Source organism: Pseudomonas sp. R32 (assembly GCF_009866705.1).
GTDB lineage: Bacteria > Pseudomonadota > Gammaproteobacteria > Pseudomonadales > Pseudomonadaceae > Aquipseudomonas > Aquipseudomonas donghuensis.
On the sequence record NZ_CP019396.1, the window covers coordinates 943,412 to 960,000 of the forward strand.

General features: G+C 61.4%; 18 protein-coding genes and 1 pseudogene. 10 read left to right on the forward strand and 9 right to left on the reverse strand.

Annotation, left to right across the window (positions count from 1 at the left end):
• Positions 1-38 precede the first annotated feature (38 nt).
• Positions 39-422 (forward strand): lysozyme inhibitor LprI family protein, encoded by a 384-nt coding sequence (locus PspR32_RS04220; RefSeq protein ID WP_036993890.1) that lies wholly within the window; start codon positions 39-41, stop codon positions 420-422.
• Positions 423-424: 2 nt separating this feature from the next.
• Here PspR32_RS04220 and mnmH read toward each other — a convergent pair whose 3' ends face one another.
• Positions 425-1,528, reverse strand: a complete 1,104-nt coding sequence (gene mnmH, locus PspR32_RS04225) for a tRNA 2-selenouridine(34) synthase MnmH (RefSeq protein WP_010223500.1) — start codon at positions 1,526-1,528, stop codon at positions 425-427.
• Complete coding sequence (gene selD / locus PspR32_RS04230) at positions 1,528-2,562, reverse strand: selenide, water dikinase SelD (protein WP_010223499.1); 1,035 nt, start codon at positions 2,560-2,562, stop codon at positions 1,528-1,530. Before selD ends, mnmH begins: the two co-directional genes overlap by 1 nt.
• A gap of 122 nt (positions 2,563-2,684) precedes the next feature.
• On the opposite strand from selD, the gene PspR32_RS04235 reads away from it, so the two are divergent.
• From PspR32_RS04235 to phnE, 4 genes are read left to right on the forward strand one after another with little or no spacing between them, the layout of a single operon-like run.
• Complete coding sequence (locus PspR32_RS04235; protein ID WP_010223498.1) at positions 2,685-3,536, forward strand: putative selenate ABC transporter substrate-binding protein; 852 nt, start codon at positions 2,685-2,687, stop codon at positions 3,534-3,536.
• Complete coding sequence (locus PspR32_RS04240) at positions 3,533-4,327, forward strand: phosphonate ABC transporter ATP-binding protein (RefSeq protein ID WP_010223497.1); 795 nt, start codon at positions 3,533-3,535, stop codon at positions 4,325-4,327. The genes PspR32_RS04235 and PspR32_RS04240 overlap by 4 nt, the downstream gene beginning before the upstream one ends.
• Positions 4,321-5,148: a PhnE/PtxC family ABC transporter permease gene (locus PspR32_RS04245; protein ID WP_159388123.1), complete on the forward strand. Its 828-nt coding sequence runs from the start codon at positions 4,321-4,323 to the stop codon at positions 5,146-5,148. Before PspR32_RS04240 ends, PspR32_RS04245 begins: the two co-directional genes overlap by 7 nt.
• The gene (gene phnE, locus PspR32_RS04250) at positions 5,145-5,912 is read left to right on the forward strand and encodes a phosphonate ABC transporter, permease protein PhnE (protein WP_010223495.1); all 768 of its coding nucleotides are present in this window, start codon (positions 5,145-5,147) and stop codon (positions 5,910-5,912) included. The genes PspR32_RS04245 and phnE overlap by 4 nt, the downstream gene beginning before the upstream one ends.
• A 37-nt stretch (positions 5,913-5,949) precedes the next feature.
• Here the strand turns inward: phnE and PspR32_RS04255 are convergent, their stop codons facing one another.
• The 5 genes from PspR32_RS04255 to PspR32_RS04275 all read right to left on the reverse strand — a co-directional run bounded on the left by PspR32_RS04255 (position 5,950) and on the right by PspR32_RS04275 (position 11,306).
• Positions 5,950-8,391, reverse strand: a complete 2,442-nt coding sequence (locus tag PspR32_RS04255) for a TonB-dependent siderophore receptor (protein ID WP_174242285.1) — start codon at positions 8,389-8,391, stop codon at positions 5,950-5,952.
• A 107-nt stretch (positions 8,392-8,498) separates the two neighbouring features.
• Positions 8,499-9,470, reverse strand: coding sequence for a FecR family protein (locus PspR32_RS04260; protein ID WP_100781957.1), 972 nt, complete (start codon positions 9,468-9,470; stop codon positions 8,499-8,501).
• Positions 9,463-9,990, reverse strand: a complete 528-nt coding sequence (locus tag PspR32_RS04265) for an RNA polymerase sigma factor (RefSeq protein ID WP_026001351.1) — start codon at positions 9,988-9,990, stop codon at positions 9,463-9,465. The genes PspR32_RS04260 and PspR32_RS04265 overlap by 8 nt, the downstream gene beginning before the upstream one ends.
• Before the next feature lie 64 nt (positions 9,991-10,054).
• On the reverse strand, positions 10,055-10,735 hold the full coding sequence (locus PspR32_RS04270; RefSeq protein ID WP_145959264.1) for a hypothetical protein: 681 nt from the start codon (positions 10,733-10,735) through the stop codon (positions 10,055-10,057).
• 334 nt (positions 10,736-11,069) lie between these two features.
• Positions 11,070-11,306, reverse strand: a complete 237-nt coding sequence (locus tag PspR32_RS04275) for a hypothetical protein (RefSeq protein ID WP_081492801.1) — start codon at positions 11,304-11,306, stop codon at positions 11,070-11,072.
• A gap of 425 nt (positions 11,307-11,731) precedes the next feature.
• On the opposite strand from PspR32_RS04275, the gene PspR32_RS04280 reads away from it, so the two are divergent.
• Positions 11,732-12,025, forward strand: a complete 294-nt coding sequence (locus tag PspR32_RS04280; RefSeq protein WP_036993896.1) for a type II toxin-antitoxin system RelE/ParE family toxin — start codon at positions 11,732-11,734, stop codon at positions 12,023-12,025.
• A 1-nt stretch (position 12,026) separates the two neighbouring features.
• Entirely contained in the window at positions 12,027-12,326 is a 300-nt protein-coding gene (locus PspR32_RS04285; RefSeq protein ID WP_010223489.1) for an addiction module antidote protein, read from the forward strand.
• 22 nt (positions 12,327-12,348) lie between these two features.
• On the opposite strand, the pseudogene PspR32_RS04290 reads toward PspR32_RS04285, so the two are convergent.
• Both PspR32_RS04290 and PspR32_RS04295 read right to left on the reverse strand, forming a co-directional pair.
• A pseudogene (locus PspR32_RS04290) lies at positions 12,349-13,080 on the reverse strand (bestrophin family protein); the annotation flags it as partial.
• Positions 13,081-13,132: 52 nt separating this feature from the next.
• Positions 13,133-13,609 carry a GNAT family N-acetyltransferase gene (locus PspR32_RS04295; RefSeq protein WP_036993897.1) on the reverse strand — a complete coding sequence of 159 codons (477 nt, stop codon included), beginning with the start codon at positions 13,607-13,609 and terminating at the stop codon, positions 13,133-13,135.
• A gap of 139 nt (positions 13,610-13,748) precedes the next feature.
• On the opposite strand from PspR32_RS04295, the gene sodC reads away from it, so the two are divergent.
• The 3 genes from sodC to PspR32_RS04310 all read left to right on the forward strand — a co-directional run bounded on the left by sodC (position 13,749) and on the right by PspR32_RS04310 (position 15,454).
• A complete protein-coding gene (gene sodC / locus PspR32_RS04300) occupies positions 13,749-14,261 on the forward strand; it encodes a superoxide dismutase family protein (RefSeq protein WP_159388125.1) in 513 nt (170 codons plus the stop codon).
• Positions 14,262-14,333: 72 nt separating this feature from the next.
• Positions 14,334-14,639 (forward strand): HigA family addiction module antitoxin, encoded by a 306-nt coding sequence (locus PspR32_RS04305; protein WP_159389354.1) that lies wholly within the window; start codon positions 14,334-14,336, stop codon positions 14,637-14,639.
• A 521-nt stretch (positions 14,640-15,160) separates the two neighbouring features.
• Positions 15,161-15,454: a type V toxin-antitoxin system endoribonuclease antitoxin GhoS gene (locus tag PspR32_RS04310; protein ID WP_159388126.1), complete on the forward strand. Its 294-nt coding sequence runs from the start codon at positions 15,161-15,163 to the stop codon at positions 15,452-15,454.
• Positions 15,455-16,589: the final 1,135 nt, after the last annotated feature.

The window sequence follows — 16,589 nt, forward strand, 5'->3', positions numbered from 1 at the left end:
ACGATCAGCCCGCTCCCACCCAAGACGGAGTCCGCAGCATGAACCGCCCATTTTTGCTCCTCGGCCTATTGGTCTGTGGTTCCTCAATAGCCCAGGCCCAGGACGAGTACTCCCCGGCCTACACAGCCTGCATGAAAACCGCCGAGTCCACCCTGGCCATGAACAACTGCAACGGCGCCGAGATCAAGCGCCAGGACAGCCGCCTCAACAGCGCCTACAAAAAGGCCATGGCCGCTTTCGAAGGCCCTCAGCAAACCCAGCTGCGTGAGGCCCAGCGGGCCTGGATCAAGTACCGCGACGCCAACTGCAACCTGTATTACAGCCTCACCGGCGGCACTATCGACCAGCTCAATGGCGCCGGGTGCATCCTCGGCAGCACCCGGGACCGGGCAGACGAACTGCAGGCATTGCTGCAGCCCTGAGATCAGCGCCGGGCGGCGCGCTCGCGCAGGTACTCGCGCACTTCGCGCTGATCGCCGGCAAACTCGATGCGCTGGGCCTTGCTGTCGCGCTGGTAGGCGTACATCGGGTCATAGTATTCGCTGAGCAGGCCGCTGATCCAGGCGCGGTGCAGCTCCACCGCGCCACTGCGCAGTTGTTCCTGTAGCGCTTGCTGGAGCAACGCCGACAGTCGCTGGTAGCGCTCGCCGCCCAGGCGTTTGAGGATATTGGCCATGCTCCGGGTCAGGCGTTCGGCAAACAGCCTGAAGCCGTTTTCATCACCGTGCAGGGCAACGAACTCGGCGCACAGGTTGATCACGTAATCGCCGAGAATCCGCTCGACGCGGTTGTCAAAGCTGTCTTCCAGCCACACCAGCGGGTAACCCTGCATGCCCTGGTACAGCTCTAGCGGCACCGTGCAGCTGCCGACGATGCGGCCCTCATCTTCCAGCACAAACTGCTCGATGCCCCGGGCGCGTTTCTTCAGCACATCGATGGCCAGGCCGTTCTCGAAGTCAATCTGCCCCGGCTGGCCGGTGGCGCGCTTGCCAAAGCTGGAACCGCGGTGGTTGGCGTGGCCTTCCAGGTCAATGGTGTTATCCAGCAGTTGTAGCACTTCGGTCTTGCCGGTACCGGTGAGGCCGCCGATCAGCACGAAGTCGCACTCCGCCACGGCCTGCCGGGTGGTCTCGATCAGGAACGTGCGCATTGCCTTGTAACCGCCGACCACTTTCGGATAGTCGATGCCGGCTTCAGCCTTGAGCCACTGCTGGACGATCTGCGAACGCAGGCCACCGCGAAAGCAGTAGAGGTAACCTTCTGGGTTGGCCCGGGCGAACGCGGCCCAGGCGGCAATGCGCTGGTCCTTGGTCTGGCCGCTGACCAGTTGATGGCCGAGGGCGATGGCGGCCTGCTGGCCCTGCTGCTTGTAGCAGGTGCCGACCTTTTGCCGCTCAAGGTCGTTCATCAGCGGCAGGTTGCTGACATTGGGGAAGGCGCCCTTGGTGAATTCGACCGGGGCGCGCAGGTCCATCATGGCTACATCGTTGAGAAACAGCTGGCGGTAGTCGGTGCAGTTGTCGCGCATCAAAGCACCTCAACCGCATGGCTCTGTCGCTCTACCAGTTCGCCGATCGGCGCCAGGTTCAGGCCCAGTTCGGCGGCGACGGCGAGAAACTCCGTTTCACCTTCCGGGGTCACCGCCACCAGCAGCCCGCCGCTGGTTTGTGGATCGCACAGCAGGTGCTTCTGCTCATCGCTCAGGGGCGCGATCTTGTCGCCGTAGCTGTCGAAGTTGCGCAGGGTTCCGCCGGGCACGCAGCCTTCGGCCAGGTAATGCTCGACGCTCGGCAGGCGGGGCACCGCGTTGTAGTTCAGGCGTGCGCTCAGGCCGCTGCCGTCGGCCAACTCCACCAGGTGGCCAAGCAGGCCGAAGCCGGTGACGTCGGTCATGGCCTTGACCGCGGCCAGCTTGCCGAAGCGGCTGCCGGGGGTGTTCAGGGTGCACATCCAGTCGCGGGCCAGGCCCTTGTCCTGATCGCGCAGCTTGGCCTTTTTCTCGGCGGTGGTGAGGATGCCGATACCCAAGGGTTTGGTCAGGTACAGACGGCAACCTGCCGTGGCGGTGTCGTTACGCTTCATGTGACGCTTTTGCACCACGCCGGTTACCGCCAGGCCAAAGATCGGCTCGGGGGCGTCGATGGAGTGGCCGCCAGCCAGGGGAATGCCGGCCTCGGCGCACACGGCACGGCCGCCGCGGATCACTTCACGGGCCACTTCCGGGGCCAGCACATTGACCGGCCAGCCGAGAATGGCGATGGCCATCAGCGGGTCGCCGCCCATGGCGTAGATATCGCTGATGGCGTTGGTGGCGGCAATGCGGCCGAAGTCATAGGGGTCATCGACGATCGGCATGAAGAAGTCGGTGGTCGAAACCACACCGCGTTCGTCATCGAGGGCGTAAACTGCCGCGTCATCGCGCGAAGCGTTGCCGACCCAGAGTTTCGGGTCCAGCGCCTGGGTACCGCTTTCGGCGAGAATCACCTCGAGCATCTTCGGAGAGATCTTGCAGCCACAGCCGGCACCGTGGCTGTACTGGGTCAGGCGAATCGTTTCGCTCATACGCACCTCGAAAAATCGTCAAGGCCCGAGTGTAGCAAAGCTGGCCTTTGCGCCGATGCCTCTTATAATTTCCGGGGTGGCCCGTACCGGCCCTTTCCCCGCTATTGAACCGGAGAATCCCCATGCTCAAACGTCCCCTGGCGCTGTTTGCCGGTCTGCTATTGTCCTGCACGTCTTACCTGGCCCAGGCGGCCGATACCCTGCGGGTCAGCGCGATCCCTGACGAAGCGCCCACCGAACTGCTGCGTAAGTTCAAGCCGTTGGGTGAGTATCTGGAGCAGAAGCTGGGGATGAAAGTCGAGTTCGTGCCGGTGGCAGACTACCCGGCGGTGGTCGAGTCGCTGGTCGCCAACAAGCTGGATATGGCCTGGCTGGGCGGTTTCACTTTCGTGCAGGTGCACCTCAAGGATCCGACAGCCACGCCTTTGGTACAGCGTGAACAGGACGCCAAGTTCACCAGCAAATTCATCACCGCCAACCCGGATGTGAAGAGCCTCGCCGATCTCAAGGGCAAGACCTTTGCCTTCGGTTCCATTTCGTCCACCTCGGGCAGCCTGATGCCGCGCTACTTCATGCTCAAGGATGGCATCAAGCCTGAAACCTACTTCAGCCGCGTCGCCTATTCCGGTGCCCACGATGCTACGGCGGCGTGGGTCCAGGCCGGCAAGGCCGACGGTGGGGTACTCAACGCCAGCGTCTGGGAAAAGCTGGTGGCCTCGGGCAAGGTCGATACCAATAAGGTGAAGGTGTTCGCCACCACCCCAAGCTACTTCGATTACAACTGGACCGTGCGCGGCAGCCTCGACCCGGCGCTGAAAGACAAGATCAAACAGGCGTTCCTCGACCTCGATCCGGCCAAGCCCGCCGACAAGGCCATCCTCGACCTGCAGGCCGCCAGCCGCTTTATCGAAACCAGCCCGGACAACTACAAGGGCATCGAAGAGGCCGCGCGCGCCGCCGAACTGCTGAAATGACCATCCGTTTGACCGGCGCCAGCCTGCGCCATGGCCAGGTCCAGGCCCTGCACGGCATCGACCTGCAGATTGGCGCCGGCGAGCGGGTGGCGATCATCGGCCCTTCGGGGGCGGGCAAGTCGAGCCTGTTGCAGTTGCTGGGCACTGCCCTGGCCCCCAGTACCGGCGCCGTCGAGCTGCTCGATGTGGCGCCCTGGCGCTTGTCGGCCGGGGCGCGTCAGCGCCTGCGCGCGCGCATCGGCCTGATCCATCAGGCGCCGCCGCTGCCACCGCGCCAGCGGGTGGTGACGGCGGTGCTGGCCGGGCGCCTGGGGCAGTGGAGCACCTTGCGCGGGCTGCTCAATCTGCTGCACCCGGCGGACGTTCCGGGTGTACGCGAAGTGCTGACGAGCCTGGGCATGGCCGAGAAGATTTTTGTCCAGTGCGGGCAACTGTCCGGTGGCCAGTTGCAGCGGGTCGGCATTGCCCGGGCACTGTATCAGCAACCACAGATTCTGCTGGCTGACGAGCCGGTTTCGGCCATGGACCCGGTGCTGGCCGAACACAGCCTGAAAACCCTCAACCAGCATGCCAATGAGCGCGGCGTGACCCTGATCGCCAGCCTGCATGCGGTAGAGCTGGCGCTGGCGCATTTCCCGCGGGTGATTGGTGTTCGAGAAGGGCGGATCGTCTTTGATCGCCCGGCGAGCGAGGTCTCCAGCGACATGCTCGATGGCTTGTATGCCAACGAACATCTGGTGTCGCCGCCGCTACCGCTGCCAGCGTTGAACCTGCAGATTCCCCGATGCTGAAGGTCGATAGCCGCGACCCGGCGGCACTGCCCAGGGTGCTGCTGGCGCTGCTGGCGATTGCCCTGTTGTGGCCGGGCATCCGCCTCAGCGAACTGAACCCCGGCGTATTGCTGCAGGCCGACAACCGCCGGGAGATGGCCAATTTCCTCAGCGCCTTCTGGCCGCCGGCCCATGAGCCTGACTTCCTTCGGCTGCTTTTGGATGCCACCTTGCAGACCCTGGCAGTGGCTACCGCCGGCATGACCCTGGCCTTGCTGCTGGCGATCCCGGCCAGCCTGCTGGCCAGCCGGGCGCTGTCGTTGCGCGCTGCCTCACGGGGCGGGCGCCTGGGCTTCTGGTCGCGCACCTTGCGTCTGCCGGTGCGCGCCTTGTTGATCTTCCTGCGTAGCGTGCCGGAGATCGTCTGGGCGCTGTTGTTCGTCCGCGCGGTCGGCCTGGGCCCGACCGCCGGGGTGCTGGCCATCGCCATTACCTACAGCGGCATGCTTGGCAAGGTCTACGCGGAGATCTTCGAATCGGTCGACCAGCGCCCGGCCCATGCCCTGTTGCAGGCCGGCAGCAGCCGCTTGAGCGCGTTTTTTTACGGCATCCTGCCCGCTGCGGCGGCGGAGCTGGTGTCCTACACGGTGTACCGCTGGGAATGCGCGATCCGTGCCTCGGTGGTGATGGGCTTTGTCGGCGCGGGCGGGTTGGGCCAGCAGATCGACCTGTCCATGCGCATGTTCGCAGGCGCCGAGGTAGCAAGCATGCTGCTGACGTTTCTGCTGCTGGTATGGCTGGCCGACCAGCTCAGTCGCCTGCTGCGCGGGAGGCTGGCATGAGAGCGTTGGTCAACACGGCGCTGGTGCTGGCGCTGTTGGCGGCGGTGGCAGCTTCGTTCGCTTATTTGAGTCTTGATCTGCAGGCGCTGTTTGGCGATGGCGGGTTAGGGCAGATGGGTGCATACGCGCTGCGATTCCTCAGCCCCGACCTGAGCCCCGATCACCTGCGGGCGGTTGGCAAAGGCGCACTGGAAACCCTGGCGATGTCAGGGCTGGGTACCTTGCTTGCGGTGGTGCTCGGCCTGTTGCTGGCCTTGCCGGCAGCCGGGCGTTTTGGCTGGCCGTTGCAAGGCGTAGCGCGCCTGCTGCTCAACGCATTGCGAGCGATTCCGGAGCTGGTGTGGGCGGCCTTGACCGTCCTGGCCGCGGGCCTTGGACCGAATGCCGGCACGCTGGCCTTGGCCTTGCATACCTCAGGCGTACTCGGCCGCCTGTTCGCCGAAGCGCTGGAAAACACCCCGCCAGAACCGGCTGCGGCCATTCGCCTGCAAGGCGGCAGCCAGGTCACGGCGTTCTGCTTCGGCACCTTGCCCAACCTCTGGCCGCAGTTGCTGGCCTACAGCCTGTACCGCTGGGAGAACAACATCCGCATGGCCAGCGTACTGGGTTTTGTTGGTGCCGGTGGCCTGGGGCAGATGCTCTACACCACCCTGAGCCTGTTCCAGGAAGCCCAGGCCAGCACGGTGATCATCGCCATGCTGGTGCTGGTGTTGCTGGTGGATGCCTTGAGTGACGTGCTCAGGCAGCGGTTTGTGCGGGCTTGATCAGTCCGCTGGCTTTGTTTACCGCGATGTGCCCGGATCAGAAGTCCCAGCGGGTGCTCAGCATGAAATTGCGTGGCTCACCATAAGCCGCCGAGTTATAGAAACCGACGTTGGTGTAGTAGTACTTGTCGAAAAGGTTGTTGATGTTGAGCGTTGCCGACAGGTGTTCGCTGAACTGGTAACGGGTCATCAGGTCCACCAGCCAGTAGGACTCCTGGGAGATGTCTTGGTAATGCCCGAGAGGGGCGTTGTAGATCGATTGCCAACCCACGCTTTGCCAGCGCGCGCCGGCGCCGACGGTCAGGTTTTCCAGGCGACCGTTGAGCTTGTAGCTGGTGTACAGGCTGACCTGGTCCTCCGGTTCAAAGGTCGAGATCTTTTGATCATTGTCATCGCGCACGATCTTGTGGGTGTAGCCGGCCTGCAACTGCCAGCCCGGGCTGAGCTCCCCGGAAATCTCCAGCTCATACCCTTTAGTCACCGCCTGGGTGCCTTTGAAGGCGTAGTTGGGTGGCGTGGGTTGCAGGTTGTTGTAGTCATCATCGGGCATGGAGCGGTTGTCTTCATGCACCTCGAAGTAGGCCAGGCTGCTGTTCAGGCGGCCTTCGAAAAAGTCCGCCTTCAGGCCCAACTCGTAGTTCTGCCCTTCGTCCGGTTCGAGCAGCTTGCTGTCGCGGTCTTTGTTCCAGCTTTCCTGGGGCATGAAAATGTCGGTGTAGCTGGCGTACACCGAATAGGTGTCGTTGAGGTCATAGACTGCGCCGACGTAAGGCACGAAGCGTCCCGACTCCTTGTAGGACGGGTTCAGGCCTGTCAGGTGATAGTTCACGACGCGGCCGCCAAGAAAGACTTTCAGGTCATCGCTGAGGTTCAGCCGGGTGGTCATGTAGGCGCCGGTCTGGCGCACCACATCATCGCTACGTTGGGACACCGGGCCCCAGTCAGGCTCGGGGAAATTGCCGTTCCAATGATTGAAATCGACAATGTTGGGGCCGCGATGGGTCACGTCCCAGTAGCCCTTGCCTTTCCAGTGCGAGGTACCGATCGAACCACCCAGCACCAGCTCATGCTCGCGTCCCAGTAGCGTGAAGGGCCCGCTGACATAGAGATCGGCCGAGTCGCTGGTGGTTTCGCCAGTGTACTTCTGCGCGTTGATGCTGGCGCTGCCATCGGGCTTGGGCTGGTCGAACTGAATCGAGCCAAGCGCGGCATGGTAGCCATTGATCTTGTGGTCCAGTTGCAGCTTGGTGACCCAGCCATCGCCCAGCTCATGTTCGAGGGTGGCGAACACGGTGCGGGTGTATTGCTCCCAGCCGCACCAGTCGGTGCCGTTGTTGAACGAGCGCGAGACGCTGTTGTGACCACCCGCGGAGTTGATCAGCGGGAAGCTCCCCGACCAGCTCGAGCCTTTGGGGTTGCTGTCCTGATAATCGCCGCCCACGGTCAACATCGTGTCAGGTGACAGATCAAACTCGAGGATGCCGTAGTACACCGAGCTTTTACGCGAGTAGTGGTCCATGAACGAGTTCTTGTCCTGGTAGGCCGCCACCGCCCGGCCACGGACATTGCCGGTGTCGGTCAGGGGCCCGCTGAGGTCCAGTTCGCTGCGGTAGTTATCCCAGGAGCCCATCCCGGCGCTGGCGTGGCCCTGGAAATCAGCGGTGGGTTTTTTACGCACCAGATTGATGGTGGCGCCCAGGGACCCGGCACCGGTCAACAGTCCTGTGGCGCCTTTAAGTACCTCGACACGGTCATAGATGGCCATGTCGCTCAGGGTATTGCCCGCCGAATAGGCGACGTTGCGTACGGTGGAGGGAATGCCGTCGTACTGGAAGTTGTTGATGGAAAAACCACGGGCGTAATAGTTGGTACGGTCGCTGTCGAAGGCCGAGACGGTGATACCGGGTGTATGGCGCATCACGTCATCAACGTTGTTGAGGCCGAAGTCATCCATGTGCTGGCGAGTGATGACGGTGATCGACTGCGGGGTTTGCCGGGGTGTCAGGACCAGGCGCGTTGCCGTGGCGATAGTGCCTGGGGTATAGGAGCCCGTACCTTCGGTAACCGTGCCTAGCTGGTTACTGATAATACTGGTGGCGCCCAGCTCCAGTGCCGAACCCGGGGCAGGGCGGCGCACGAGCATGACTGCATTCGCGCCGTTGGGCTCGAAGCCCAGCTGTGTGCCTGCCAGCAGTTGGGCCAGCGCTTGTTGGCTGGTCATCTGGCCACTGACACCGGACGATTGCACACCTTGGGCCAGATCTGCCGAATAGGCGATCTGCAAGCCACTCTGCTCGCTCAATTGATCGAGGGCGTTGGCCAGTGGTTGTGCGGCAATGGCGAAATCGTGGGTGCTCAGCACCTGGTTGCCAATCGGTGTGTCGATGATCTCGGCGGCTATGGCGTTGCTACAGGCCAGGTAGATGGCCAGTGCCAGGATGCTATGGGCGTGGGTTGGGTGGAGTGCTGGAAGGTGCATGCGAGCCCCGTTCTGAATAGGAATTATTTGCAAGCGCAAAAACCTTGACGGGTTGAAAGCTCGAAAGCCGTAAAACTTTTTTCACCGGTGTGATCGGCTGGTGTCGCTCAGCGAACCACAAGGGTTCCGCCGGGCAGGCGGGTGACCTGTGTGGCGGTAACTTTGCTCAGCGCCTGGACAATCGCCAGGGGCTCATCCAACTGGTAATTGCCGCTGACGCGCTGAGTGGCGGCAGTGCTGTTGAACAGCAGGATGGGCGCCGGGTAGTAGCGGCGCAACTCGCTGAGAACGTCGGCCAGCGGCGCATCCTGGAACGACAGGCGGCCATTGATCCAGGCCATCTGCCGTTCGCCGCCTTCCTGGTGCGCAGGTTGCAGGTGCCCGGCCTTGAGTTGTTGCCAGTTACCGACCAGCAGCAGGTTGTTGTCACCGGCGTTGTTGGCGAAGCGTACCCGGCCTTCGCGTACGGCAACGGTGACTTGCTTGTCACGCTTGCTGACGCTGAAGCGAGTACCGACCACCGTTACCCTGGCTTCGCCGGTATCGATGATCAACGGGCGCGCGGCGTCGTGAAAGGCTTCGATGTAAAGGTCGCCACGCAGCAAGCGAATATGCCGGGATTGACCGTCAAACGCGGTGCTGATTGCGCTGTTGCTGCCCAGGACGATATGCGAACCGTCAGCCAGCTCCAGGTGTTCGACCTGGGCAATGGCGGTCAGGTGCTCGGCTTGCAAGCGCATCGGCACATCGGCCATCCAGCCGGCACCGAGCATCAGCAGTACGGCAGCGGCGGTGGCCAGGTATTGGCGCATTGGGCGTCGCCAGGAGCGCTGGACAGGCGCGGGTGGCAACCCCAGATCGACTTCCAGGCTTTGCAGAGCCTGCTCGAACGCGCGGTTGTTCCACAGTGCTTCTAGCTCGGCATAGGCTGCGTCATGTTCTGCATCGGCACCGCGCCACTGCTCGAAGCGCTGGCGGGTTGCCTGATCACTGGCGATCTGGGCACGGTGGGCGAACCAGTAGCTTGCCTGCTCTCTGGCTGATTCGCCGGGAATGAGGAGGGGGGATGCTTCAGTCATGGGCGGTCTGCATGTCGGTGGCTTTAATGCAGGCAGTGAGCGCATTGCGTAGGTCTTTTTCCACCGTGCTCAGAGAAACCTGCAGGCGCTGGGCAATCTCAGCTTGGGCAAGGCCATGCAGTTTATGCAATATCAGGATTTGTTGCTGGCGTTTGGGTAAGGTTGCGAGCACTTGCTGAAACTGTTGCAACTGTTGCTGGCCCTGGGCGTGACTGTCCGGGCCAGGCGCGCTGGTCGGCACTTCCACCACAAGGTTTTCATCCGCGTACGGGTCTTCGAAGCGACGCTTGCTTCGTTGACTGCGCAAGTGATCGAATGCCAGGTACTGGGCGGTTTGGTAGAGGAACGGGTGCAAATGCTCGATCGGTCGGGTGTTCAGCGCTTTAGCCACTTTCAGATAGGTTTCCTGCGCCAGGTCCTCGGCCAGGCTGGCGCAGCCGACGACTCGCGACAGCATGCGGATCAAGGCACTGCGCTGCCCGATAAAAAGCGTGCTGAGCTTTTGTTGATTCGTCTCCACGGCCACAGCCCCCGCCACCCTGATTTCGCCCCACGCGAGTCGCGCATACTAATAAGAGTGAGTCTCATTTCCAAGGGGTTTCACGAGCGGGCAGATCATGGCTGGCCCATTCCAGGTAGCGGATGATCCGTTCCTTGTAATGCAGGTGATCGCGCACCACTATCAATCCGAGCCACAGCACCAGTAGGACGGCGAAGGTCAGCAGGATGACCAGGTTGCCTTTGCCGAACGCCCACAGCTCGGTCAACTTGGCCTTTTCGGCCGCAATGGTGGCGAGGAAGGTCATGATCGCCACGAACATCGCGTTCTGGGTCAGGTTCAACGACTTGGGCGGGTTCTCGGAAATCTTCGCAAACGCTACGATCTCGGCCGCCTGGGCCGCACTGACAGCGTTCTGTTCAAGCATCTGCAGGAAATGTGCATAGCGCAGGTAGCTGTCGCGCTGCAGCAGCGGCTGGCTGGCGATGGCGTGGCGTTGATACAGGCTTTTGAACTGCTCGGCGACAAAGTACTCACGGGCCAGCAACAGCGCCCACATGCACAGGCTGGTACTGAACATCACCGTAACCGGTCCCAGCGGGTGCTGTTGCACGCTGAAGGACGCGCTGACCACCAGAATGATTGCCAGCACCACCAGCCAGGTCGGCAACAGGTGCGCTGCCAGCGGATTGTGGCGAATCGCGTGCCAATAGTTCGGGCGGCTGCGTTTGTAGAGCTGCAGCATTTCGCTCCATTGTTGAAACATCGTTACCTCGGGCGCAGGGTCTTACCTTGAGGATAACGGCCGCGCGGGCGAAATCCTCACTGGGTTTTACCTGTTGCGTGCTCGGCCTGCTGCAAACCCAGGCCCATGTCATCAACAATCGCCTTGCCATCTCGCCCAGAAGGTGCGCGGCCCAGGCCAGGGTGGGGTCTTCTTCGCTGGCACCTAGCGAGGCGTGCTCCAGTGCCTGTTCGCTGGGGATGCCCGGGTCGACTGCGCCGCCCATCGCCGGCAAGTCCGGCTCCCACAAACGATCGGCATGCGCCGAACCCTGTGGGAGCTGGCTTGCCAGCGATCGAGCGCAAAGCGCTCGTAATCAGTGGGCTACCTGAACGCAGGCCAGCGCCTGTTCAACCCGCCAGCGCGCCGTTTCCATCTCGTGCAGGGCAGTACGCACCAGCGCCTGCCCATGCCTATCGGGATGCAACAACACCGCTTGCTGGCCGACAGCCAGGGCACAGGCCAGATGCTCGCCGGCATGAACCAGGATGTCTTCAAGGCAATGAGGGGAATCGGTGGAGAGAAGCGGGGGATCGGGGACTATTTTCAGCATGGTCAGCTCCTGTATCGGTCGAGCCGCCACAAACCCGCTGTCAAACAGGAGGGTGGCAGCAGTACGTGGGTTGACAGACCGGTGATACAGGAACCGGCGCACACGAATGTGCCCCACGCACAGCTGCCATAGAGCAGTGCGACTGTATCAACAGCGGTCTGTCAAAACCGGTCGTTGATTTGGCAACGACCGGCCAAGACTAGGCAGCTAGCGATGCAGGCGCAACAGCTGAAGTGCTTGGGGATTATGCTTGGGAAATGGACTACACGAAACAGCGAAGCAGCGGTATCCAGCAACCTTTCTCTCGGTGTCATTGTTGCCATCTTCAGGCATCTGCATAACCCGGCCAAATTTCTGGCCAGGCGATGAGAGGTGTGGGTTGCTGGTTGCTTGCTTGTATCCAATGGGATACATTGGTGTGAGCCTTGAAATACAGTGTTTTGCAAACGCCCAGATTCACCTCTTGGTTGATTTCCGTACGCGACATGCGTGCAAGGGTGGCAATCGCACGGCGAATAGAGCGTGTAACGGCGGGAAATCTGGGAGATGTGAAGTCCGTCGGTGGTCAGGTCTGCGAGATGCGCATCGATGTGGGGGCGGGTTATCGGGTGTATTTCACGGCTCGGGACGGTGTAGTCATTGTTTTGTTGGCAGGTGGTGACAAGTCATCGCAATCTGTTGATATCCAACTGGCCAGGAAGCTGGCCAAGGAAATTTGATATGAGTTTGTCACTTACTACGTTTGATATGGCCGCGTTGCTCGATAGCGATGAGACAATCAGCGAGTACCTTTCTCAAGTGCTGGCGGATGGTGATCATGACGAACTGATTCGCGCCCTCGGCTATATCGCCAAGGCTCGCGGCATGAGCCAGATCGCAACTGCCAGTGGATTGGGGCGCGAGAGCCTGTACAAGGCGTTGACCCCCGGTGCGAAGCCTCGTTTTGACACTGTACTGAAGGTCATCCGGGCGCTAGGGATTGATCTTCTGGCCCACCCTCATGCTTCGTCGAGACTCTGAGTCGCCCGCACTCGATTGCACGTCAATGGGTAGATTCGCCAACCAGCTCCCCACACTGCGCATCCCGTTGCATCGACTCCAAATTCCTTTCGATGGTCTCACAAATCGCATCCATCTGAATCTGATGCTCACTGATCCGGAACGGGCTCTGCAAATCCGTGCCGATGCGCTCGATGGCCAGCAGCATGAACCCCACCACGGTCGACGCCAGCGGGGTAAACCAGCCCAGCGATTCGACCAGCCCGATCGGCACGATCAAACAGAACAGCGAAATAAACAGCCGCGGGAAATACACGTAAGGGTAGGGCAGGGGCGTGTTGGCGATGCGCTCCATGCCGCCCTGGCTGTTGGACAGGTCGACCAGGGTCGATTCCAGCCGCGCCAGGCGAATGCTGTCCAGGCGCCCGGCCTTGTATTCGCGGGTTAGCAGCGCCGCAGAGCCGGTGAGGATGTCGTTGGCGAAGTTGTTCGAGCGGCTGCGCCGGTCGAATTCTTCGGGCGGGATGAAGGCCATCAGTTCATCCGGGCACGGTTCGTCGCGAAGGTGTGCGGCCAGGCAGTTCACATAGGCGATATGGCGGCGCAGCAATGTCGTCTTGATCGGGTTGACGCCGTCATCCAAATCATCGATCAGCGTCAGCACCTGGCGGGCAAAGCTGCGTGAACTGTTGACCAGCCCGCCCCACAAGGTGCGCGCTTCCCACCAGCGGTTGTAGGCGCTGCTGTTGCGAAAGCTGACCAGCACCACCAGCGCACGGGATCGAACGCCGTCGCACGCTCAAGGTTCGTTGCAGCCCATCGATCGGCTACAGCGCCTGCTTCATCTGCACCAGTGCGACCCGCGTATTGCCGGGGCCCTCACGTTCGACGATGGCGAAGGGCTCAAAGCCCAGCTGTGGATAAAGCAGCAGCCCGGCGGTGTTGCTGTTGAAACATGACACCTGCACCTCGCGAGCTTCGAACTGACGGCGCGCCAGCTCGATCATGCTCTGCACCAGATAGCGCGCTACGCCATGGCCGCGCGCGGCGGGGGCCACCACCACATTGCCAAGGGCGCAAACGCCACCATGCTCTGCCTTGTAGAAGTTAGCGAAGGCCAGCACGGTCCCGTCGCCCTCGACCACGGTCGAGCCGCTGCGCTGGGCGATGGCCTCGCTCAGTTGCGCGGGTGTCAGCGGGTACCTGGCCTTGGGGAACATGTAGAACAGCTCGTCCGGGCCCTGGGGGAAGCAGCAAATGGCAGCGATGTCGTGGGGCTGGACGGGGCGGTGGGTCAATTGCATGGCGCGACTCGATCTGCAAATGAGGGGGGACAGTGATCCTACACATTTTGACAAAGCCGGTAATGCAATCCCCACGCCGGACCAAGGGTCTCCTTGATAAGGTGCCCTTCGGCTGCATCGACCCACAAGGAGCAACACCATGAAAGCACTCTTGTTCACTGCCGCCCTGGCAACAGCGGGCGCCGCCCAGGCCCAGACTGTGGAACTGGCCCTGGTGGGCGCCGACGGCAGCGCCAAACCGGTCGGTACCATCACCCTCGAGCAGAACCAATACGGCACCCTGCTCACGCCTGACCTGCGCGACTTGCCGCCGGGCGTACACGGTTTTCACCTGCATGAACAGCCTTCCTGTGCACCGGCAACCGCCGATGGCAAGACCACACCGGCAGGTGCTGCGGGCGGGCACTGGGATCCGCAACAGAGAAAAAAACACCTGGGCCCATACGACGATGCCGGGCATAAAGGCGACTTGCCGGCCCTGTATGTCAGCGCCGACGGCACCGCCCGTTATCCGGTCCTGGCGCCACGCCTGAAGGCCGAAGAGTTCAAGGGCCATGCGCTGATGGTGCATGGCGGCGGTGATAACCACAGCGATCACCCACAGGCGTTGGGTGGTGGTGGGGCGCGGATTGCGTGTGGGGTGGTGCAGTGACGGGCAATCCATTGCGCAATGCGCTAAGCCTGTAAGTGTTGAAACTACGGACTTCCACTGAGGTGCATCATGATCTGCAAGAACGCCATGCGTCCGGTCCACTCAGGAGAGGTCTTGCGCGAGGACTTCCAAAGCGAGATGGGTGTTAGCGCTGCCGCTTTGGCTCGTGCGCTCGGCGTGTCTGCCACTTCGATCCATGGCGTTCTTTCTCGGCGTCGCGGTGTATCGGCAGGCATGGCCTTGCGCCTCGCCACCTGCCTGGACACCACCCCCGAGTTCTGGCTCAACCTGCAGACGGCGTTTGACCTGCGCACTGCCAAGCTCAATCACGGTGAGGAAACCCACCGGCAGGTGCAGCGCCTGGTGGCTTGCGCTTGATTCGCCGGGCACAAAAAAACCGACCCGAGGGTCGGTTTCTTTTTGCGTTTGGTGCCCGAGGGGGACTAAAACACATGGGGCTTTGTCTAGTGTTTATGGGTTTTTCGTGATTTGTGGTTTTTGATCTACTCACAAATCTACTCACTTTTCTTCGCGTGGCCCCTTTGCGACTCTTAATCGGACAAATCGGCGGTGTTATCGCCACCCTGTTTCGGGGTAGTGCTCGGCACCTGTCACGGGTAGATCAGGGTAAGGCCACTGGGTGAACGGATCGTTCACCCTTCACCGGGGAATACCAGCGACCAGGAAGGGTGGGGTGGCGCTTCACCACCCAATGACCATGAGTTCTCGCTGGCGGGTGTTGCGATGACAGCAACCCCTTGACCAGGCAACTACGGGGAATCCCGTAATTACAGCCCCATCTGCCTGATGATCCTGCGAGCCCAGTCGGGCCCCTTGAAATAGAGGCATTAAGCCATCACATACAACCTCGTCTATCAACGAGCCGTGAGGAGGCTGTAATGACGAGTTTCACTGTACGTGTAGAGCTGCATGACGCAGATTCTGAGGATTATCGAACGTTGCACGAAGCAATGGAGAAGCTTGGTTTCACAAACACTATCACTGGCGGCAATGGGGTCACTGTCCAATTGCCAACAGCTGAGTACAACCTTTCGAGTGACGAAAAGATCCGCCAGATCGTGCTCGACTCAGTAAAAGATGCTGTTAAATCTACCAAAAAGAAAGGGGGCATACTGGTAACTCAGTCCAAAGGGCGCACTTGGTCAGGGCTCGATAAGGTAGAGCAAAAGTAATTTCGTCTAGGGCAGCCTACTCAGGCAATACCCCCGCTCTCATGGTGTCTCCTCGGAGACACCTTTGCCGCCAGGGCGTGGTGATATCCACCCTTATCAGTGGTGTTGACCCTGGTTCCCGCTCCGACAGGATGCGCGACAGCCTTGAACCGCGCCGCTTGGCCGCCCGCTTCGCAGACCCGACATGTCAGGTTTTGGACCGACCGGTTTTCCCTTGACGAACACGGCCGAGAATTCTTGACGACCTCCGCTCCCACAGGTCCGCCAGATACAGCGCCAGCCCTTGTACAGCAAGCTCTACAGTCGATCCCGCTCAAGCGCCAGTGTCCCAATCCGTCAAGAAGGGTCAAGAATTTCCGTCAAGGACTGTCAAGGCTGGGCGCGATTCTGGACGAGCGTTCGCCTGGCGCTCGACACCAACCATCTGTAAGCCCCGCCTGGCGCGTTCCCCGGCCCAGGTGGCCACCTGCTGGCACCCTGAATCCGTCCAGAGCCTGTCCAGAATAAGCACTCGAAAATGTTTGACGAGGTGAGGCGCGTCGGGACCACTGTTTGGGTCGCCGCCCAGGCCAGTCGTGGGCTTGAGCACCGCATGCTCGTGGCAACTCGTCTAATTCTGTCTAGTGTCAGTCAAACATTCGCTGTTGATTTTTGACGGCCCGCACGCTGACGAAGTCGCCAACCCAGGCTGAATGCTCAATGGCATCTGCCCTCAGGCCCACCCCTCCCACCTGTTGCTGGCGCCGATCCGTCCAAAGCTGTCCAAAATCCGTCAGGGGTCTGTCAGGGGTATGAGACGGCCAGACCCTCTACTTTGACGGCCTCCAGCACCGGCCGGACCTTAGACGCCCGCCCACAGGCGCGGTCGCCATCTGCCTGGCCCTCACTCCGTCAAAGCGTGGTCAAACAAGTGTCCGGCACCACCAGAATGTAAGACGGAGCCGATCGCCAGTTTTACCGACGCAGCCTGGCGTGAGGCCTCGGGCGCCCAGGCCATACGGTTTCCGTCTCATGCCTGTCTCACACTCGGTAAAGGCTGGGTACAACAAAGTGGCAGGCATGATGCCTTTCCCTATGCACGCCTCCCGATAGTGAGGTACAAATAGAGACAGATTGCCATTGACACGGAATGCAC